Raw genomic sequence first — 20151 nt, 5'->3', positions numbered from 1 at the left:
CCCCCCCTACTCCGTCCGCAACCCATCCGCCCGCATCAACCTCCACAACGGCGGCAGCGACAGCACCGTCACCAGCACCGACGTCCAGTCGACATGGATCGGGTGGCCGACCATCCGCAGCAGGACCGCCCCCAGGCCCAGGCCCACACCCGTCGCCAGGGTGAGTCCCAGCGCCACCGGCACCGCCGTCTGCCACAGGACCGACCAGCTCAGGGTCGTGCGGCGGGTGCCGAAGGCCACCAGGGACGAGAGCAGGCGCTTGCGTTCGCGCAGTTGCTCCAGCATCGACACCAGCAGACTCGTGCCGATCAGCAGCAGGACCGCCGCCGCGCCGATGTACAGCCCCCGCCGCACCCCCGCGAACCTCGCCGCCGTCTTGACGTCGTTGAGCGCCCGCGCCTGCGTGAACGGGTCCGCCGCCCACGCCGCGTTCAGGACCCGGTCGCCCGCCAGCGGGTCGCCCGGGCGCGTGGTCACGTACGTCGTGTAGAAGACGCGCATCTTCGGGAGCCCGCGCAGCGCCCCCGGCGTCACCAGCAGGCCGCCCCGCCTGGTGCCCATGGGGTCCGCCCGCGCCGGGACGACCCGGGCCCCGCGCGGCACCGTGTACGGGATCTCCGGCCCCGGGCGGTCGCCCTGCGACGGCGGCTCGAAGAACAGCTTCGCGCCCGGCGCCGCGCCCTCCCCGCCGAAGTCGCCCCCGGTCGTGACGAACACGTCCCCGTCCCGGCACGAGGGCAGCTCGCCCACCTCGCGCAGGGCGCGGCAGTCCCCGACCGCCACCTCGACGTACTTCCGCAGCTCCGGGTCCTTGGACCCGGTGTGCAGGCCCGCGTTGCCCAGCGTCGTCGTGCCGGTCACCCCGGGTACCGCCTTGAGGTTCTCCTCGCGGCGCTCCTGTTCGGCCTTGGAGAGGTTCGCCGACATCGGCACCACCAACTGCGCCCGCGCCGTGTCCTCGCCGCTGGACGTCACATAGTCGCCCTCGATGCCGCTGAAGAGCATCTGGAGCGCGATGGCCCCGGCCACCGCCACCGCGATGCCGTTGACCAGACGGGCCGCGGCGCCGGAGTTCAACTGCAGGCGTCGGACGGCCAGTTGCCAGCCGACCCCGCCCCCGCCGAGCCGCCGCACCACCGTCTCGATCACCCACGGCAGCAGCGCCGTGACCCCGATGAGGAGCAGGACCGTACCGCCGATCACCTGGGCCTGGTTGTAGAAGCCGGTGTCGCGGCCCTTGTCGAACATCGGGACGAGCAGGCCGAGTCCGACCACCGGCAGCAGCAGGCGCCACCACAGGCGCCGCGGGCGCGGCACCGACGTCCGTACGACACCCAGCGGCTCGATCACCACCCCGCGCAGCGCGAACAGCGTCACCGCGACCGCCGCCGCCGGCACCGCCACGCCCACCAGGAGCGCCAGGCCCGCGCTGGGATCGAGGTCGGCGGGGAAGACGTTGAGCCGGGCGACGGTGACCTCACCCACGTACTGGCGGGCGATCAGGAAGAACACCGTGCCCAGGGCGAGTCCGAGGACCGAGCCCGCCAGCGCCTCGCCCGCCGCGATCCAGCGGGTCATCCGGCTGTCCGCGCCCACCAGGCGCAGCGCCGCCAGCCGCTTGTCGCGCCGGTCGCCGCCGAACCGCACGGCCGCCGCGATGAACACCGCGACCGGCAGCAGCAGCACCACGAAGATGATCACGATGAGCAGGGCCAGGATCGGGTCGATCGGCTCGGACGGCGCCTTGTCGGGGAAGGACTTGATCCGCTCGATGTCGACCTGCTCCCCGTCGAGCGTCTCGTGGCCCTTGAGCGTGTCGCTGCCCGCGTAGTAGGCCAGTTCGTGCGGGCCCAGCAGACCGGCGTCCTTGATGGTGCCGGTGATCCGGTACGGGACGCGCTCGCGCAGCAGTCTGCCGCCGGGCGAGTCCAGCAGCTCGCGCAGGTCGGGCGAGACCACCATGGTGCCGGGCGCGGGATGCGCGGAGAGGCCCGGCGGCACCGGCGCGCGGTCGCCCTCGGGCTGGAGCAGCCGGCCGCGGATGTCCTTCCCGTCGAAGACCGTGTCGGTACGGGCGAGCAGCATGGTGTCGGCGCCCGCGGGGGACCGCTGCTGGGCGCCGTAGTCGTTGCGGGCGTTGTCGCGCGCGTCCCGCGCCGCGAGCGCGCCCGGCAGGGCGGTGGTGGCCAGCAGCAGCGCCACACCGAGCCCGACGCCTATCGCCGTCATCAGCGTGCGCGTCCACCCCTCCCGGCCGCCGGTGAGCGCGAACTTGGCGCCCAGCGCGAGTTCGCGGACCCGGTTCGCCGCGTGTGCGGCGGTTCTCGCGCGTGCCTGGGTCATACGGAGTGCTCCAGCATCATGTCGCGGGACCGGCCGTCGCGTACGACGATCTCGCGGTCGGAGTAGGCGGCGACCCGGGCCTCGTGGGTGACCAGGACGACCGCCGCGTTGGTGGACCGGGCGGCCTCGGTGAGCAGCTGCATCACGCGCTCGCCGTTGAGCGAGTCGAGCGCGCCGGTCGGCTCGTCCGCGAAGACCACCTGCGGCGAGGTGACCAGCGAGCGGGCCACCGCGACGCGCTGGCCCTGGCCGCCGGAGACCTCGCCCGGCCGCTTGCGGGCCAGGTCGTCGACCTCCAGGCGCTCCATCCAGGCGAGCGCCGTGCGCTCGGCCTCCTTGCGCCGCGTGCCGGTCAGCCGCAGCGGCAGGGCCACGTTCTCCACGCAGGTCAGCTCGGGGACGAGCTGGCCGAACTGGAAGACGAAGCCGAACTCGCTGCGGCGCAGCGCGCTGCGCTCGGCGTCCTTCATCGACGACAGCTCGCGGCCGTCGTAGACGATCGACCCCGAGTCGGGTGTGACGATCCCCGCCAGGCAGTGCAGCAGCGTCGACTTGCCCGAGCCGGAGGGGCCCATGACGGCGACGACCTCGCCGGCGTGGATGGAGAACTCCGCGCCGTCGAGCGCGGGCGTGGGCCCGTACGACTTGCGCAGGTCCTTGGCGAAGAGCAGGGAGCCGGCGGGCGTCATGCGCGTACCTCCTTGGCGAGTTGGTCGAGACGGGCGGCGGTCAGTTCCAGCCAGCGCAGGTCCGCCTCCAGGTGGAAGAGCGCGTGGTCGCAGATCAGCTGGTCGGAGAGGTCCCCGCGGCGCTTGCGGTCGGTGAGGATGCGCATCAGCCGCAGATGCTCGGCGCGCTGGGTGTCGAGCAGGTCACCGGCGCTGCGGCCGGTGAGCAGGGCGAGGACGACCTTGGTGTAGAGCGTCGACTGGAGGTACGGCTCGGGCTTCTCCGGCTGCTTGAGCCAGGCCTCGACATCGGTGATGCCGGCCTCGGTGATCGCGTACCGCTTGCGCTCGGGGCCGCCGCCGGCCTCCACGCCGTCGACCTCCACCAGGCCGTTCTTCAGCAGGCGCGACATGGTCGAGTAGACCTGCCCGTAGTGCAGCGGGCGGTCGTGCCCGAACTTCTCGTCGAAGGCGCGCTTGAGGTCGTACCCATGGCGTGGGCCCGATTCGAGGAGTCCGAGGAGGGTATGGCCGATGGACATGCTCAGATGCCTTTCTGCTGGTACGTCTGCGGACGGGGTGTGCGGGCCGGTGTGCGGGCTCTCATTCGGTACGGAGTCCGTCGGGGCGCATCAGGCGCCACAGCGGCGGCAGGCTGAGCAGCGTCACCACCAGGACGGCGGCCGTGCCGGTGCCCGCGAGCGGCAGGAACAGCCACCAGTCGGTGACCTCCTTGCCGACCATGCCGAGCAGGGCCACGCCCAGCGCGGTGCCCCCGGCGACCGCGAGCACCACCCCCAGGACGACCGGCACGGCGGTCTGCCACAGCACGGACAGGGCGAGCGAGGACCGGCGGGTGCCGAAGGCGACCAGCACCGACAGCAGTCTGCGGCGCTCGCGCAACTGCTCGATCTGTGAGACGAGCAGGCTCAGCGCGATCAGCAGCATGGTGGCGATCGCCCCGGTGCGCAGCCCGCTCTGGACGCTGGTGTACTGCTTGTCCCGCTCGACGCGGTCGATGGTGCGCACGGACATCGCCGGGTCGATGGCGGCGGCCGTGTTGCGTACGTACTCGGCGGCGTCCGGCACCGAGCGGTCCACCCTGATCATGGCCCTGGTCTCGGCCGACGGAAGCCTGCCGACGTCGACGGCGCCGGGTGTGGCGAAGATGCCGTACCGGGCCTCGCCCATCGGGTCGGGCCGGGAGACCACGGTCCGCGCCGATCCGGGCAGGGTCCACAGGACCGGCCGGGCCGCCGGGTCGTAGTCGGTCGCGGTGTTGAGGTCGACCGCCTGGCCGGGCCGGGCGCTCTGGTCCACCCAGTTGCTCAGCCGCCTGTCGCCCTCGGGGTGGACGACGAAGGTGTCCCCGTCGTGGCAGGACGGGATGCGGGCGAGCTCGGTGAGGGTGGCGCAGTCGCCCACGGTCAGCACGGTGGTGGGCCGCATCCCGCCCCGGGTGTAGCTGCCGGGGCGGGTCGCGTAGGTCTCGACCGTGCCGATGACGGCCTCGACGCCCCGGGTGGCGCGGAAGTCCTGGATCATCCGCTGGGCGCGCTCGCCGCTGGGGAAGTCGGCCACGACGTCGATCTGGGCGCGGCTGGGGTCCTGGTCGGTGGTGCGCACGAAGTCGGCGTGGATGCCGGTGGCCATCATCTGGAGCGAGATCGCACCGGCCACCGCCACGGTGATCCCGGCGACGGCCCGGCTCGCGGTCCCGCCGCTGAGCTGGAGTCTGCGTACGGCCAGCTGCCAGGCGACCGGCCCGCGCCCCAGCCGGGCGACGACCGCCTCCACCAGCCACGGCAGCAGGGCCGCGAGGCCGGTCAGGGTGAGGATCGTGCCGACGGCGACCAGGTTGGGGTCGGTCACGCCCTCGTCCACGCCCGCCTCGGGGGACAGGGAGAGGACGGCGACCCCGGCGGCGGGCAGCAGCAGCCGCCACCACAGCCGGCGCCGCCGGGGCGCGGCGGTCCGTACGACACCCAGCGGTTCGACGGACACCGAGCGCATCGTGACGAGGGTGACCACCACGGCCGCGAGCGGTACGGCGAGCAGCACGAGCACGGCGAGCAGCGGGTCCGGGGTGAAGTCGGCGGGGAAGGCCGCGAAGCTCCAGAGCCGGACGCCGCCGACGAGTTCCCGGCCCGCCAGGAAGAGGACGGCTCCGAGCAGCAGGCCGAGCGCCGAGCCCGCGAGCGCCTCCCCGGCCGCGATCCACCGGGTCATCCCGGTGTCCGCGCCGACCAGCCGCAGCGCGGCGAGCCGCCGGTCGCGGCGCTCGCCGCCGAACCGTACGGCGGTGGCGATGAAGATGATCACCGGCAGGAGCAGCACGACGCAGGAGACGACCGTGAGCGCCACGAGCACCGGGTTCAGCGGCAGTTTCTCGACCACACCGCCGAAGGCGTCGGTGCGGGTGGCTCCGGTGGCCGGGCTGAGGGTGTCGCTGCCCGCGTAGAAGAAGAGCTCGGTCGGGTCGAGGAGCCCGGCGTCACCGATGCTCGCGGTGATCTTGTACGGGAGCCGTCGGCGCAGCAGTTCCCCGTCGGGGGAGCCGAGCAGGTCGCGCAGGGCGGGCGAGACGGCCATCTCGCCGGGCCGGGGCACCGCGTGGAGCCCGGGCGGCACGGCGGGGTGCGTCCCCTCGGGGCGCAGCACGAGACCGCCGATGGACTCGCCGCGGTACTCGGTGCCGGCCATGGCGAAGAGGACGGAGGTGTCGGAGCGCGCGAACGGCTTCTTGCTCCCGGAGGCGGCCGGCACCCGGGCGTCCCCGCGCGCGATGCTCGTCCGGTGGACGTGCGGGATCGAGGCGGCGGCGAAGAGCAGCGCGACGCCGAGCCCGACCCCGAGGGCGGTCAGCAGCGTACGGACCCAGCCCTCGCGCCCGCCGGTGACGGCGAACCTGGCGCCGAGCGCCAGCTCGCGCAGGTGGCCGGTCACCGGGCACCGGCCGGGGCGGGGGTCAGATCGCGGGAGCGGCCGTCGCGGACGGTGACCTCGCGGTCGGAGTAGGCGGCGACCCGCGCCTCGTGGGTGACCAGGACGACGGCCGCGCCGGTGTCCCGGGCGGCCTCGGTGAACAGTCGCATCACCAGTTCGCCGCTGAGCGAGTCGAGGGCGCCGGTCGGCTCGTCGGCGAAGACCACCCGGGGCGCGGTGACCAGGGCGCGGGCGACGGCGACGCGCTGGCTCTGGCCGCCGGATATCTGCTCGGGCCGGCGCCGGGCGACGGAGTCGGCCTCCAGCCGCTCCAGCCAGTGCAGCGCGGCCCGGTCGGCGTCCTTGCGGCGCACCCCGTCGAGCCGCAGCGGCAGCGCCACGTTCTCCAGGCAGGTGAGCTCCGGCACGAGCCGGCCGAACTGGAACACGAACCCGAAGTCACGGCGGCGCAGGGCCGAGCGGCGGACGTCGCTCATCGCGGTCGTCTCGCGCCCGTCGTAGGTGATCGTCCCCGCGTCGGGGCGGACGATCCCGGCGAGGCAGTGCAGCAGCGTGGACTTCCCCGACCCCGAGGGGCCCATGACGGCGACGACCTCGCCGGCGGAGAGGGAGAAGTCCGCGCCGTCGAGGGCGGGGGTGGGGCCGAAGGCCTTGCGCAGCCCGCTCGCGCTGAGCAGGGGTCCGCGCGACGTGCCGGGGGACGAGCCGAGTGACATGAGGAGGACTATACGCACTAGGTATACGCGGGGTGTATACCCCCGGTGCATAGCGCTTTGAGGAACATGACATTCCATGGCAAAAAAGGGCAGGTTCCGGAGTTCTGGCAACCCTCCGGGCCATTTGACAGTCGGTTCCCATGGGCCGGGTGCTGATTGTCACGTACGGAAAAGACGTGATGGGCTCCCCTTTGTCCACAGGTGCGGTGTTAGTTTTCTTAGCTGATCTGGCGAGTCAAGAAGGCGAGCGACTGAGGTTATGGGCCGAGCGGAAGAGCGGCGGGCCCGGCAGCGTGGTGCGCGCCGGACCCAGCAGACGAAGGGCGGCCGAATACGCAGGCTCTTCACCTGGAAGAAGATGCTCGGCACCTTCTTCGGGCTCGTCCTGCTCGGCATGGGCGGCTTCTACATCATCTACACGATGACGCCGATCCCGGAGGCGAACGCCCAGGCGCGCATGGAGAGCAACGTCTACAAGCTCCCCAACGGCAAGATCATCGCCCGGACCGGTCAGCTCAACCGTGAGGTCGTCGGGCTCGACAAGATCCCCGAGAAGGTCCAGCTCGACTTCGTCGCCGCCGAGAACATGTCCTTCTACAAGGACTCCGGCGTCGACCTCAAGGGCACCGCCCGAGGCCTGCTGAACACCGTCTCCGGCAAGGGCAAGCAGGGTGGCTCCACCATCACCCAGCAGTACGTCAAGAACTTCTACCTGAGCCAGGACCAGACGGTCACCCGCAAGCTCAAGGAGCTGGTGATCTCTCTCAAGGTCGACCGGAAGTACTCCAAGAAGGAGATCCTGGCCGGCTACATCAACACCAGCTTCTACGGCCGCAACGCCTACGGCATCCAGGCCGCGGCACAGGCGTACTACGGCGTGGACTCCTCCAAGCTGACCATCGAGCAGGGCGCCTATCTGGCGGCCCTGCTCCAGGCGCCCAGCCAGTACGACTGGGCGGTGGCCTCGGCGACCGGCAAGAAGCTGGTGACGGCCCGCTGGAACTACGTCCTCGACAACATGGTCAAGATGAAGCAGCTGGACGCGGGCCAGCGGGCCGGGATGAAGTTCCCGGTGCCCGTCGACCCCAAGCCCGACCCCGGCATGGAGGGCCAGACCGGCTACCTGGTCCAGGCCGCCAAGGCCGAGATGATCCGCAACGGCATCAGCGAGGCGGACCTCGCCAAGGGCGGCTGGACGATCACCCTCAACATCGACCCCAAGAAGCAGAAGCTCCTTGAGGACGCGGTGAAGCAGGAGCTGACCAGCAAGCTGGACAAGAAGCGCAAGGTCGACCAGGACATCCAGGCGGGCGCCGTCTCGGTGGACCCGAAGACCGGTTCGGTCGTCGCGCTGTACGGCGGCCAGGACTACATGAAGCACCAGATCAGCAACGCCACCACGGCCACCTACCAGCCCGCCTCGACCTTCAAGCCGCTGATCCTCGCCACCGCGCTCAACGACAAGGCCGAGACGCAGGACGGCAAGGAGATCCGCGCCAACACCATCTACAACGGCGACAACAAGCGCCCGGTGAAGGGCGAGGGCGGCAAGGGCTACGCGCCGCCCAACGAGGACGGCGACAGCTACGGCCCCATCACCGTCCAGACGGCGATGAACAAGTCCGTCAACAGCGTCTTCGCGCAGATGGGGGTGGACGTGGGGCTGACGAAGCTGCGGGACACGGCCTTCGCGATGGGCCTCAACCACATGAAGCGCGTCAGCGCCGAGCCCGCCATGACCCTGGGCTCCTACGGCGCGAGCCCGATGGAGATGGCCGGCGCCTACGCCACGCTGGACAACCACGGCAAGAAGGTCACGCCGTCCATCGTCAAGTCGGCCCAGCACAAGGTGGCCAAGTACAACAAGCCGGACCCCATCGGCGACCAGGTGATCAGCCGGGACGCGGCGGACGCCGTCACCTCGGTGCTCACCGGAGTGGTCGACGACGGTACGGCCAAGAGGTCGGTGCGGGACGCCGAGAACCGCGACGGGCAGCCGGTCGCGGGCAAGACCGGTACCTCCGACGACAACAAGTCGGCCTGGTTCACCGGGTACACGCCCTCGCTGGTGACCTCCGTGGGTCTGTGGGGCGAGGCGGCCGAGGCCCGTCAGGTGGACGGGCACACCGTGCCCAAGGGCGGCCAGGTGAGCATCGCGGGCGCCACCGGCAACGAGGGCCCCGCCAACGGCCGTATCAACGGTGGTGCGATCCCGGCGAAGATCTGGGCCGCGTACACCTTCGACGCCGTCGGCAGCGACGACTCCAAGTTCGACCTGGACACCGACCAGGGCGCGGCCGTGGAGCCCGATGTGACGCCGGTGACCACGCCGTCCGGGACCCCCTCCAACACGCCCTCGCACACCCCGTCCCACACCCCGTCCAAGACGCCCTCCTCGCACCCGCCGACGCACAAGCCGACGAAGACGCCGACGACCGGCGGGACCAACGGGAGCCCGACCAACGGCGGCCAGACGACCGGCGGTCAGACGACCGGGGGCCAGACCACGGGCGGTCAGACGACCGGCGGTCAGACCACCGGGGGCCAGACCACGGGCGGTCAGACGACCGGCGGCCAGACCACCGGGGGCCAGACCACCGGCACGACCGACGGCGGGGCCACCCAGGGCACCATCCAGGGCGGCGGCGACACTCCGTAGCCCGGGCCCGTGACGCGCGTCGGCCCCCCACCCGCACGGGTGGGGGGCCGATACGTTTCGGGGGGCGGCCCGGGCCCCCCGCCTCCGTCTCAGGGGCGCGTCGGGAGCTCGAACCAGACCACCTTGCCGCCGGAGAGCCGGGTCGCGCCCCACCGCCTGGCCAGCCGGTTCACCAGGAACAGCCCGCGCCCGCCCTCGTCGGTGTCGCGCGCCCGCCGCTGGCGGGGCAGTTGCGGCGAGTCGTCGCCGACCTCGCAGCGCAGGACGTCCGTCCTGAGCAGCCGCAGGGTCACCGGGCGCTCCGCGTACCGCACGGCGTTGGTGACCACCTCGCTGACCAGCAGCTCCACCGAGTCCGTCAGCTCCTCAAGCCCCCAGCGGTCCAGGGCACGCCGGGCCAGGCGCCGGGCCCGGCCGGGGGCGGAGTCCTCCGGGTCCAGGAACCAGTACGCCACATCGCTCGGCGCGATCCCGTCGAAGCGGGCCGCGAGCAGCGCGATGTCGTCGTCCCGGTCGCCGGGGCCCAGCATGTCCAGGACGTCGTCGCAGAGCGCCTCCAGGGGCGGCGGATGGTCCGGGCCGGTGAGCTGCGCGGTGGCGGCGAGGCGCTCCCGCAACTGCTCGATGCCGGTCCACACGTCCCGCAGCCGGGACTCGACCAGGCCGTCCGTGTACAGGAGCAGGGTGGCGCCCGCCGGGGCGTCCAGCTCGACCGCCTCGAAGTCGACCCCGCCCACGCCGATCGGCGCGCCCGGCGGCACCCGCAGCACCTCGGCGCGCCCGCCCAGGTGCAGCAGTACCGGCGGCGGGTGCCCGGCGTTGGCGATGGTGATGCGGTGGGCGACCGGGTCGTACACCGCGTAGAGGCAGGTCGCCATCCGGTCGGTGCCCAGCCGCTGGGCCTGCTCGTCGAGGTGGTGCAGCACCTCCTGCGGCGGCAGGTCGAGCCCGGCCAGGGTCTGCGCGGTGGTGCGCAGCTGGCCCATGATGGCGGCCGAGGTCATCGAGTGGCCCATCACAGCGCCGACGACCAGCGCCACCCGGCTGCCGGGCAGCGGGATCGCGTCGTACCAGTCGCCGCCGACGCGGGCGGTCTCGGCGGCGGGCAGATAGCGCGAGGCGAGCCGCACACCGGTGGGCTGGGGCAGCGAGTCCGGCAGCATGGTCCGCTGGAGCTCGTCCGCGATGTACGCCTCGCGTCCGTAGAGCACGGCCTTGTCGATGCCGAGCGCGGTGTGGGTGGCCAGCTGGGCCGCCACCAGCAGGTCGTTCGCCTCGAAGGCGGGCCGCTCCAGGCCGCGGACGAACACGGCGGCGCCGATCACCCGGCGCCGGCCCCGGAGCGGGGCGAGTATGGTCCGGTGGCCGGCCGGGACCGGGCGGTCGGGGCCGAGCAGCTCGGCCAGGGCGAGGCGGGCGGGCACGGAGTCGCCGAAGACCGGGCGCACCCCGCGCAGCACCTCGGCGAGGGCGCCGCCGGTGCGGACCTCGCAGAGCTCGGCGGCCGGGGTCAGATCGGTCTGGGCGTTCAGCAGGGACAGGGCGTCGGCCGCCTCCGGCTCCTGCAGCGAATCGTCGACTAAACGCAGCCGGTCGGTTCGGCGCAGCCGCAGCACGAAGGGGCTGGCGGGCCGCTCGTCCCCGACCGGCAGCGGGTCGCGCAGATGCACGAGTATCGCGTCCGAGAAGGTCGGGACGGTGGCCCGGCACAGCCCGAGCACGATCTCGTCGAGGTCTATGCCGCGCGCGATCCGGCGGGTGGCCGCGCCCACGAACCGCAGCCGGTCGCCCTCGCGGCGGGCCACCGCGGCACCGTCCCCGCCGGGCACCTCGCCGCCGCTCCCGGCCCCGGGGGCGCCGGAGGACGGACCGCCGGGCCCGCCGTCGCCCGGGGGCTGTGCGGGACCCCGGCCGGGCGGCACCCCCATCGCGCTCGCGGTCGCCGCCGCGCCCAGGTCGCGGGTGAGGTCGCGCGGGCCCGGCTCGGGCTGGCCGGGCACGGAGGCGGTGACCGCACGGGCCTTGCCCCGCCGGGCGGCCGGGGAGGCGACCTGGGGAGCGGGCGCGCCGGAGTGCGCGGCGGCGCCCGCACCCGGCTCGTCCGGGCGCGGCCGGGCCGCCTCAGGAGGCCGGGCCAACTGCTCCTGGTGCCGGCTCTCGTGCGAAGTGGGCTGATGCTCCGTCACGCGTCGGGTTCCGTCCGTCCGGAGTGAGACATCCACCGTGCTGGGGGCAGGACAGGGATGCGCGAGGCAGTCGCTTCGTGCGGTATACCCGCTCCACGGGTGGCCGCGACACCCCTCACGTCCCGACCCCCCTTAGGTGACATACGGTCAATGTGCGCCCTGGGTTCCCTCGTTGTCGATGCGCAGCCTTGCGGAGGACGATCCTACGTTTGAACCCCGGGGGCGCATCAAGGGTCTCACGACGGCATATGCGCCGGAGTGCGATCCCAGTCCGCCGGGAGCGCGGGAACCGGCCACTGCGGATCGGGCCGCCACTCCTCCCATCCGTCCGCGAAGGGGCTGCCCCAGGCGCGGATCACCTCGACCGCCGCCGCTCCGGCCGCCCGCACCCGCCGGGCGCGGGCCTCGTCCATCAGCCCCACCCGCTGGGCCTGCGCGAACTCGTCCTCGTCCCGCCACTGCCAGGTGCGGTCCGGGTAGACGGAGATGTCGAGAAAGTGGTCCTCGGAGTCGACCCCGCCCGACCACCGCGTGCGCGGCTCCTCCAGGTTCACGTACCAGCTCCGGAAGCGCCAGCCCCGCTCCCAGAACAGCCAGACCGACCAGGGCTCGCCGGGGCGCGCCAGCTTGAGCACTCCGGTGCCGAACCAGCGGGCGCGCTCGGTGGTGCGCGGGGCGGTGTAGCGGGTCGCGAGCGGCTCGTCGTGCACGGCGGTGCCGTCCGCGAGCACGGGCTTGACGCACTCGGTGCCCGGCGCCATCCAGACCGCGAGCAGGTCGTCGGTGTCCTGGACGACGGTGACCGGACGGCAGATGTGGACACGGCTCCTCGGCTCCGGGCCGTTGCCGCGGTAGCGCCAGAGGATCTGGTCCCCCGGCGCCCAGTGCATGCCTGAGGTACCTGTCATGCGCAGATCTTAGGAGCACGGTCAAGACCGCGCTGCGACCCGCGTCACGGCCCCGGTCACCGCCCGGTCATCGCGCCCGGCCGGGCCCCCGGTTCACGGCCGGGTCATCCGCAGCACGTCCAGCGCCTCGTCGAGCTGCGCCTCGGTGAGGTCGCCGCGCTCCACGTAACCGCCCTCCAGGACCACCTCGCGGATGGTCCTGCGCTCGGCCAGCGACTTCTTCGCGACCTTCGCGGCCTCCTCGTACCCGATGTACTTGTTGAGCGGCGTCACCACCGAGGGCGAGGACTCCGCGTACTCCCGCGCCCGCTCGCGGTGGGCGGTGATCCCGTCGACGGTACGGTCCGCCAGCAGCCGGGAGACGTTCGCGAGCAGCCGCACCGACTCCAGCAGGTTCTTGGCGATGACCGGCAGCATCACGTTCAGCTCGAAGTTGCCGGCCGCGCCCGCCGCCGCCACCGTGGCGTCATTGCCGGTCACCTGGGCCGCGACCATCAGCACGGCCTCGGGGATGACCGGGTTGACCTTGCCGGGCATGATCGAGGAGCCCGGCTGGAGGTCCGGCAGGCTGATCTCGGCCAGGCCGGTACGCGGCCCCGAAGCCATCCAGCGCAGATCGTTGGAGATCTTGGTGAGCGAGACGCCGATGGTGCGGAGCTGGCCGGAGGTCTCCACCAGGCCGTCCCGGGCGCCCTGCGCCTCGAAGTGGTCGCGGGCCTCGGTCAGCGGCAGCCCGGTCACCCGCGCCACCTCCGCGATGACGGCCGCCGAGAAGCCGGGCGGGGTGTTGATGCCGGTGCCGACGGCGGTGCCGCCCAGCGGGAGCTCCGCGAGCCGGGGGAGCGAGGCGCGCAGCCGCTCCACGCCGTAGCGCACGGCCGCCGCGTAGCCGCCGAACTCCTGGCCGAGGGTGACGGGGGTGGCGTCCATCAGATGCGTACGCCCGGACTTGACCACGTCCGCGAACTCGGCGGCCTTGCGCTCCAGCGCCTCGGCGAGGTGGTCCAGGGCCGGGATCAGATCGCCGGTGACGGCGGCCGTGGCGGCGATGTGGATGGAGGAGGGGAAGACGTCGTTGGACGACTGCGAGGCGTTGACGTGGTCGTTGGGGTGGACGTCCCGGCCCAGCCGCTCGCTCGCCAGGGTGGCCACGACCTCGTTCATGTTCATGTTGGACGAGGTGCCCGAGCCGGTCTGGAAGACGTCGACCGGGAAGTGCTCGTCCCAGCGCCCCCCGGCGACCTCGGAGGCCGCCTCCCCGACCGCCGCCGCGATGTCCCCGTCCAGGACGCCCAGTTCGGCGTTGACCTTGGCCGCGGCGGCCTTGATCTGCGCCAGCGCCTCGATGTGGGCGCGCTCCAGGCGCTGTCCGGAGACGGGGAAGTTCTCCACCGCCCGCTGGGTCTGCGCCCGCCACTTGGCGTGCGCGGGGACCCGCACCTCGCCCATGGAGTCGTGCTCGACGCGGTACTCACTGTCGTTCATGTGCTTGAACCTCCTGGTAAAGATGAGCACTTGTCTTGTTCCAGCTATTCCCCATCGCCCCTACTGGCCGGTAAATACCGGTGGTAACTCATCACCGGGGAGGCGCAATGAGGCGCACCAGGCACAGACTCCGCTGTACGTTCGCCGCCGCCGTGGCCGCGGCAGCCGCGTTCGGGGGCATGACGGCCACGGCCGCGGCGGCACCCGCCGCGACGGTACAGTCCACCCCCCTTCCGCCCGAGCTGGAGAAGATCCGCGCCGCCGAGGCGCTCAAGCTGTACGGGGATTCCGCCGAGCGGCCCATGGACCGGCGCAGGACGGGGCTGATCTCGCTCGGCGACAGCGAGATCTCCGGCGAGGGCGTCGGCACCTACGAGTCCGGCACCAACGGCCCCGACAACTGGTGCCACCGGGCGCCCGACTCCGCGATCCACCGCACGGGGATCCCCGCCGACGAGACGTACAACGTGGCCTGTTCCGGCGCGTACACCGGCAACATCCGGATAGGCGGCTCCAAGCAGTACGCCGACGAGCTGGTCCAGAGCGACAGTCTGGCCATCAAGGCCCGCAACACCCGCATCAAGATGGTGCTGCTGGTCGCCGGGGCCAACGACGACCTCCAGTTCGGCCCGGTGATGACCGACTGCGTGGAGCGGTATCTGCTGCTCCAGGGCCCGTGCGAGTCCAAGTACGCGCCGGGCTGGCAGGCGCGGGTCGACGCGCTCGTGCCCAAGGTCGAGCAGACGATCACCGACCTGAAGACCGTGATGCGCGATGCCGGGTACGCCGACGGCGACTACAAGCTGGTCGTGATGGGCTATCCGAGCCCCATCGGCCCCGACTTCCACGACAACCCCGGCTTCCCCGGCAAGCTCGTCTGCGGCGGCCTGGGCTACGACTCGGACACCGTCTGGGGCCGCAACACCGCGGTGCCCGCCTTCGAGCGCGGGATGCGCAGGGCCGCGGCCGACACCGGCGCTGTCTTCCTCGACAACTCGCGGCTCTTCAACGGCCATGAGGTGTGCATGGAGGACACCTGGGCGCGCGGCCTCTACATCGACCTCTCCAAGCCCGGGCTGCCGGACTCCAACTCGGTCCGCCAGTCCTTCCACCCCAACTACCGGGGCCATGGCGCCTTCGCCTCCTGCCTCACCCAGATCTACGACTCCGGGGTGCGCGAGGCCGGCTGCGCCGACCCGGCCTCCACCGGCTCGCCGGTCCTCTACCCGCTCGCCTGGGACGACGCCTACCGGCCGCTGACGAACGCGGCGACCGGCGGCTGCCTCGACGTGAACGGCGCGAGCAGCGCGAACAACACGGCCGTGATCGGCTGGGAGTGCCACGGCGGACGCAACCAGGGCTGGTGGTACGACAGCGCACGCAGATCGCTCCACACCCAGCTCACCCAGGACCGCTGCCTGGACGTGCCGGGCGCGAACTACGCGGCCGGCGCCCGGCTGATCATCTGGAACTGCCACGGCGGCGCCAACCAGGAGTTCGTCCGGGACGGCTCCACCCTGCGCCCGGCGGCGGCCACCGGGCTGTGCGCCACGCTGGCGGCGGCGAAGGACCCGCTGACACTGCGCCCCTGCGACGGCTCCCCGGCGCAGCGCTTCGCGTAACGGCTCCCGGGCCACGACCGCCCTCCACATCACCGGCCCCTCCCTTTAGGTTAGGCTGTCCTAACTTGCAGGGAGGGGATCGGGTGTGAGCGCCGAGGTCTATCGCGACAGCCGGGGCATCCCGCATCTGCGGGCGGCCGACGCCCGCGAGCTGGCGTACGCCCAGGGCCGGGTCACCGCCGTCGACCGGGCCTGGCAGCTGGAGGTCGAACGGCACCGGGTGCAGGGCACCACGGCCGCCTTCCTCGGCCCCGACGCGGCCGGCTGGGACGTCTTCGCCCGCCGCGCCCGCCTGGCCGACACCGCCCGCCGGTGCTTCGCGGCGCTGGACGCGGAGACGGCCGACTGGGTCACGGCGTACACGGCGGGCGTCAACGACGGGCTGGCCGAGGGCGCCGCCGCGCAGCCCGGCTTCGCCACCACGGGCCTGACCCCCGGCCGCTGGGAGCCGTGGACCCCGCTCGGCGTCTGGCTCGCCACCCACATCCTCTTCGCGGGCTTCCCCACCAAACTCTGGCGCGAGCGGGCGGTCGCCGTGCTCGGCCCCGGCGCGGTGGAGCTGTTCGCCACCGACGGCCCCGGCACCGCCGGCTCCAACGGCTGGCTGATCACCGGCGAGCACACCGCGTCCGGCGCCGCGATCCTCGCCGGCGACCCGCACCGCTTCATCGAGGACCCCGGTGTCTACCAGCAGATCCGCCTCGCCTGCCCGGAGTACGACGTCGTGGGCCTCGCCGTCCCCGGCGTCCCCGGCATCGCCCACTTCGGCCACACCGGCACGGTCGCCTGGGCCATCACCAACGCCATGGCCGACTACCAGGACCTCTACCGCGAACGCCTGCGGCGCGACGGTACGGGCGTGGCCGCGTTCGGCCCCGACGGCTGGGCCCCCGCCGCCGTCCACACCGAGACGGTGGAGGTGGCGGGCGCGGCCCCGGTGACGGTCGAGGTGATCGAGACGGACCGCGGCCCGGTGATCATCGGCGGCCCCGACGCGGCCGACGCCATCAGCCTGCGCCACCCGCCCCGCGTCACCGCCGCCCTCGGCTTCGCCGCGCTCCCGGCCCTCCTGCGCGCCCGGACCACCGACGACGTCGACCGCGCTTTCGACGACTGGGTCGAGCCCGTCAACGTGGTCCAGGCCGCCGACACCGGGGGCGGCCGTCTGCACCGGGTGGCGGGCCGCGTACCGGTCCGGCACAGGACCAACCGCGTACGGGTCGTACCGGCGTGGGAGGCCGGCCACGCCTGGACGGGCTGGGCCCCGATGCCGCGCGCCGAGGTGGACGGGACGGCGGTGATGGCGAACGAGCGGGGCCTGGCGGCGCCGCTGGGAGTGGAGTTCGCGCCCCCCTACCGGGCGGAGCGCATAGCCACGCTGCTCGCCGGCTCCCGCTCGTGGACGCCCGCGGAGATGTCCTCACTCCACATGGACACGGACCTGGCGTCGGCGCGCCCGCTGCTGGGGCTCCTGGCGGCCCTGGAGGACCTGACCCCCCGGGCGGCGGCGCTCCGGGACCGCCTGGGCGCGTGGAACCGCCGGATGGACGCGGACTCGACGGACGCGACGGCGTACGCGGCGGTACGGGACCGGTTGGTACGGGCACTCGCCGCCCACCCCCGCTTCGCGGACCTCGCCGAACTCCCGCCGCTGCCGGACCTGTTCCTGCCCTGGCTGGCGCTGACGCCGAGGATCGCGTTCGCGCTGGAGACGATCCTGACGACGCCGATGCTGCCGGAGCTGGACCGGCCGCACCTCGTCAGGGTGGCGCTGGAGGAAGTGGCCTCGGAGGGCCGGGAGTTCGGCCCGTGGGGCGAGACGCACCGGCTGGCGCCGTGGCAGGCGGTGCCGACGCCCGAGGAGTGGCCGGCCCTGGCGGGCGACCACGACTGCGTCCTGTCGACGAGCAGCGTCCCCGGTGTGACGCACCGCGCCGCCCGCGGCCCGGCAGCCCGGTACGTCTGGGACCTGGCGGACCGTCAGAACAGTCTGTGGGTGGTCCCGTTCGGCGCCTCGGGCACCCCGGACAGCCCGCACCACCGCGACCAGACGCGGCTGTGGGCGGCGGGGGAGTCGGTGCGGGTGGTGACGCGGTGGAGCGAGCTGAGAAGGGAGCGGACGGTGACCAGGCCGATGCCGGAGCAGATGGAAGACGTCTACGAGGAGAAGGTCCCGGACTTCGGAACGGTCCGGCTGCGCCGGCTGGACCCGGCCGGGGACGCGGAGCTGATCCACTCCTGGGTCACCGAGGAGCGGGCGCGCTTCTGGGGGATGCTGGACGCGGACCGCGCGTACGTGGAGGAGACCTACGCGTACGTGGACTCCCTCCCCACGCACCACGCCTTCCTGCTCCTGCTCGACGACGAGCCGGTGGGGCTGTTCCAGACGTACGAGCCCGGGGCGGATCCCTTGGGGGAGTGCTACGAGGTGCGCCCCGGCGACGTGGGCGTCCACATCCTGCTGGCCCCCGCCCCGGGCCCGAGGCGCCCCGGCTTCACGGGCACGCTGATGAGGTCCCTGATCCGCTATGTCCTCTCCGACCCGTCCCACCGGCGGATCGTGGTGGAACCGGACGTCCGCAACGAGAAGTCGATCGCACGGATGGTGCGGGCGGGGTTCGTGCTGGGGGAGGAAGTTCAGAAGCCGGAGAAGAGGGCCCGCCTGGCATTCCTGGAGAGGCCCCCCGCCCCGCCCCTTCCCTGAAGCCCTCGGGCGGGCGGCCGGGGTTTGTCTGTCGGCTGCGGACCGTGCTGGGTTGCTCGCGCAGTTCCCCGCGCCCCTAACTGCCCAGGGGCGCGGGGAACTGCCCGACCAGCCACGCACGGTCCGCAGCCACCAACGGCGGGGTGGGGGAAAACCCCTTACGGCTGCGCCGCACCCCGTACGGGAATGTTCAGGAACGTAGGCGGCTCAGCCGGCGCCTGGAAGAAGTCATTGCCCTTGTCATCGACCACGATGAACGCCGGGAAGTCCTCCACCTCGATCCTCCACACCGCCTCCATCCCGAGCTCCTCGTACTCGACGACCTCGACCTTCTTGATGCAGTCCTGAGCGAGCCGCGCGGCGGGCCCGCCGATGGACCCCAGGTAGAACCCCCCGTGCGCGTCGCACGCCGAAGTCACCTGCGCCGACCGGTTCCCCTTCGCCAGCATCACCTTGGACCCGCCCGCCGCCTGGAACTGCTCGACGTAGGAGTCCATGCGCCCGGCCGTGGTCGGCCCGAAGGACCCCGACGCGTAGCCCTCCGGCGTCTTCGCCGGACCGGCGTAGTACACCGGGTGGTCCTTGAGGTACTGCGGCATCTCCTCCCCCGCGTCCAGCCGCTCCTTGATCTTGGCGTGCGCGATGTCGCGCGCCACGACCAGCGGCCCGGTCAGCGAGAGACGGGTCTTGACGGGGTACTTCGTCAGCTCCGCCAGGATGTCGTCCATCGGCTGGTTGAGGTCGATGCGCACCACATCGTTGGACTCGTCCAGGTGCTCGTCCGTCGTCTCCGGAAGGAACCGCGCCGGGTCCTTCTCCAGCTCCTCCAGGAACACGCCCTCGGCCGTGATCTTCGCGACCGCCTGGCGGTCCGCCGAGCAGGACACGGCGATCGCGACCGGCAGCGAGGCGCCGTGCCGGGGCAGCCGCACCACACGTACGTCGTGGCAGAAGTACTTGCCGCCGAACTGCGCCCCGATCCCGATCTTCTGCGTCAGCTCGAAGACCTTCTCCTCCAGCTCCGTGTCACGGAAGCCGTGCCCGGTCGCGGAGCCCTCGGTGGGCAGCTCGTCGAGGTAGTGCGCGGAGGCGTACTTCGCGGTCTTCAGCGCGAACTCGGCGCTGGTGCCGCCGACCACGATCGCCAGGTGGTACGGCGGGCACGCCGCCGTACCGAGCGAGCGGATCTTCTCCTCCAGGAACTTCATCATGGAGGCCTCGTTCAGGACGGCCTTCGTCTCCTGGTAGAGGAACGACTTGTTGGCCGAGCCGCCGCCCTTCGCCATGAAGAGGAACTTGTAGGCGCCGCCGTCCGTCGCGTACAGCTCGATCTGCGCGGGCAGGTTCGAGCCGGTGTTCTTCTCCTCCCACATGGTGAGCGGAGCCATCTGCGAGTACCGCAGGTTGAGCTGGGTGTACGCGTCGAAGATGCCGCGCGAGAGGGCTTCCTCGTCACCGCCCTCGGTCAGCACGTTCTGCCCGCGCTTGCCCATCACGATCGCCGTGCCGGTGTCCTGGCACATCGGCAGCACGCCCGCCGCCGCGATGTTCGCGTTCTTCAGGAGGTCGAGCGCCACGAACTTGTCGTTGCCCGACGCCTCGGGGTCGTCGATGATCCGGCGCAGCTGGGCCAGGTGGGCCGGGCGCAGATAGTGCTGGATGTCGTGGATCGCCTCGGCGGCCAGCTTGCGCAGGGCCTCCGGCTCCACCTTGAGGAACGTACGGCCGTCGGCCTCGAAGGTGGAGACACCCTCGGCGGTCACCAGTCGGTAGGGCGTGTTGTCCTCTCCCAGGGGGAGCAGGTCGGAGTACGCGAACGCAGGGCTGGGAGGGCGGGAGACGGGGGACATGTGTACGGCCATTCCTCACTCGGCAGACAGTGGCTGACCTCCATTGGCGCAGCGCCCTCAAGCG

General features: G+C 72.4%; 12 protein-coding genes. 3 read left to right on the top strand and 9 right to left on the bottom strand.

The features are described 5' to 3' along the window. Positions 1–6 precede the first annotated feature (6 nt). The 5 genes from ACJA3G_RS08795 to ACJA3G_RS08775 form a co-directional block, all read right to left on the bottom strand. Positions 7–2343, bottom strand: a complete 2337-nt coding sequence (locus tag ACJA3G_RS08795) for an ABC transporter permease (protein WP_406552328.1) — start codon at positions 2341–2343, stop codon at positions 7–9. Beyond that, complete coding sequence (locus ACJA3G_RS08790) at positions 2340–3032, bottom strand: ABC transporter ATP-binding protein (RefSeq protein WP_406552327.1); 693 nt, start codon at positions 3030–3032, stop codon at positions 2340–2342. Before ACJA3G_RS08790 ends, ACJA3G_RS08795 begins: the two co-directional genes overlap by 4 nt. Further along, a complete protein-coding gene (locus tag ACJA3G_RS08785) occupies positions 3029–3553 on the bottom strand; it encodes a PadR family transcriptional regulator (protein WP_101389858.1) in 525 nt (174 codons plus the stop codon). Before ACJA3G_RS08785 ends, ACJA3G_RS08790 begins: the two co-directional genes overlap by 4 nt. Positions 3554–3614: 61 nt before the next feature. Beyond that, complete coding sequence (locus ACJA3G_RS08780; RefSeq protein ID WP_406552326.1) at positions 3615–5957, bottom strand: FtsX-like permease family protein; 2343 nt, start codon at positions 5955–5957, stop codon at positions 3615–3617. Beyond that, the gene (locus ACJA3G_RS08775; RefSeq protein WP_406552325.1) at positions 5954–6673 is read right to left on the bottom strand and encodes an ABC transporter ATP-binding protein; all 720 of its coding nucleotides are present in this window, start codon (positions 6671–6673) and stop codon (positions 5954–5956) included. Before ACJA3G_RS08775 ends, ACJA3G_RS08780 begins: the two co-directional genes overlap by 4 nt. Before the next feature lie 259 nt (positions 6674–6932). On the opposite strand from ACJA3G_RS08775, the gene ACJA3G_RS08770 reads away from it, so the two are divergent. Continuing rightward, positions 6933–9332 (top strand): transglycosylase domain-containing protein, encoded by a 2400-nt coding sequence (locus tag ACJA3G_RS08770; RefSeq protein WP_406552324.1) that lies wholly within the window; start codon positions 6933–6935, stop codon positions 9330–9332. 89 nt (positions 9333–9421) lie between these two features. Here ACJA3G_RS08770 and ACJA3G_RS08765 read toward each other — a convergent pair whose 3' ends face one another. From ACJA3G_RS08765 to ACJA3G_RS08755, 3 genes are all read right to left on the bottom strand, one after another. Further along, positions 9422–11518, bottom strand: a complete 2097-nt coding sequence (locus tag ACJA3G_RS08765) for a SpoIIE family protein phosphatase (RefSeq protein ID WP_406552323.1) — start codon at positions 11516–11518, stop codon at positions 9422–9424. Between the two features lie 236 nt (positions 11519–11754). After that, positions 11755–12426 (bottom strand): DUF402 domain-containing protein, encoded by a 672-nt coding sequence (locus tag ACJA3G_RS08760; RefSeq protein WP_406552322.1) that lies wholly within the window; start codon positions 12424–12426, stop codon positions 11755–11757. A 93-nt stretch (positions 12427–12519) separates the two neighbouring features. Continuing rightward, positions 12520–13911 (bottom strand): class II fumarate hydratase, encoded by a 1392-nt coding sequence (locus ACJA3G_RS08755; RefSeq protein WP_406552321.1) that lies wholly within the window; start codon positions 13909–13911, stop codon positions 12520–12522. A gap of 107 nt (positions 13912–14018) precedes the next feature. On the opposite strand from ACJA3G_RS08755, the gene ACJA3G_RS08750 reads away from it, so the two are divergent. After that, entirely contained in the window at positions 14019–15533 is a 1515-nt protein-coding gene (locus ACJA3G_RS08750) for a ricin-type beta-trefoil lectin domain protein (protein ID WP_406552320.1), read from the top strand. A gap of 85 nt (positions 15534–15618) precedes the next feature. After that, positions 15619–18237: a GNAT family N-acetyltransferase gene (locus ACJA3G_RS08745; RefSeq protein WP_406552319.1), complete on the top strand. Its 2619-nt coding sequence runs from the start codon at positions 15619–15621 to the stop codon at positions 18235–18237. Positions 18238–18395: 158 nt separating this feature from the next. Here the strand turns inward: ACJA3G_RS08745 and ACJA3G_RS08740 are convergent, their stop codons facing one another. Further along, positions 18396–20087 carry a fumarate hydratase gene (locus ACJA3G_RS08740; protein WP_406552318.1) on the bottom strand — a complete coding sequence of 564 codons (1692 nt, stop codon included), beginning with the start codon at positions 20085–20087 and terminating at the stop codon, positions 18396–18398. Positions 20088–20151 lie beyond the last annotated feature (64 nt).

This window comes from Streptomyces sp. YS-3, from assembly GCF_045257485.1.
Taxonomy (GTDB): Bacteria; Actinomycetota; Actinomycetes; order Streptomycetales; family Streptomycetaceae; genus Streptomyces.
This window is presented reverse-complemented; position numbering and strand designations above follow the sequence as displayed.

Bases quoted from the DNA above. Each gene is read 5' to 3' on its own strand.
- ACJA3G_RS08795 (WP_406552328.1), bottom strand. From the start codon at position 2,343: ATGACCCAGGCACGCGCGAGAACCGCCGCACACGCGGCGAACCGGGTC.
- ACJA3G_RS08790 (WP_406552327.1), bottom strand. From the start codon at position 3,032: ATGACGCCCGCCGGCTCCCTGCTCTTCGCCAAGGACCTGCGCAAGTCG.
- ACJA3G_RS08785 (WP_101389858.1), bottom strand. From the start codon at position 3,553: ATGTCCATCGGCCATACCCTCCTCGGACTCCTCGAATCGGGCCCACGC.
- ACJA3G_RS08775 (WP_406552325.1), bottom strand. From the start codon at position 6,673: ATGTCACTCGGCTCGTCCCCCGGCACGTCGCGCGGACCCCTGCTCAGC.
- ACJA3G_RS08770 (WP_406552324.1), top strand. From the start codon at position 6,933: ATGGGCCGAGCGGAAGAGCGGCGGGCCCGGCAGCGTGGTGCGCGCCGG.
- ACJA3G_RS08760 (WP_406552322.1), bottom strand. From the start codon at position 12,426: ATGACAGGTACCTCAGGCATGCACTGGGCGCCGGGGGACCAGATCCTC.
- ACJA3G_RS08755 (WP_406552321.1), bottom strand. From the start codon at position 13,911: ATGAACGACAGTGAGTACCGCGTCGAGCACGACTCCATGGGCGAGGTG.
- ACJA3G_RS08750 (WP_406552320.1), top strand. From the start codon at position 14,019: ATGAGGCGCACCAGGCACAGACTCCGCTGTACGTTCGCCGCCGCCGTG.
- ACJA3G_RS08740 (WP_406552318.1), bottom strand. From the start codon at position 20,087: ATGTCCCCCGTCTCCCGCCCTCCCAGCCCTGCGTTCGCGTACTCCGAC.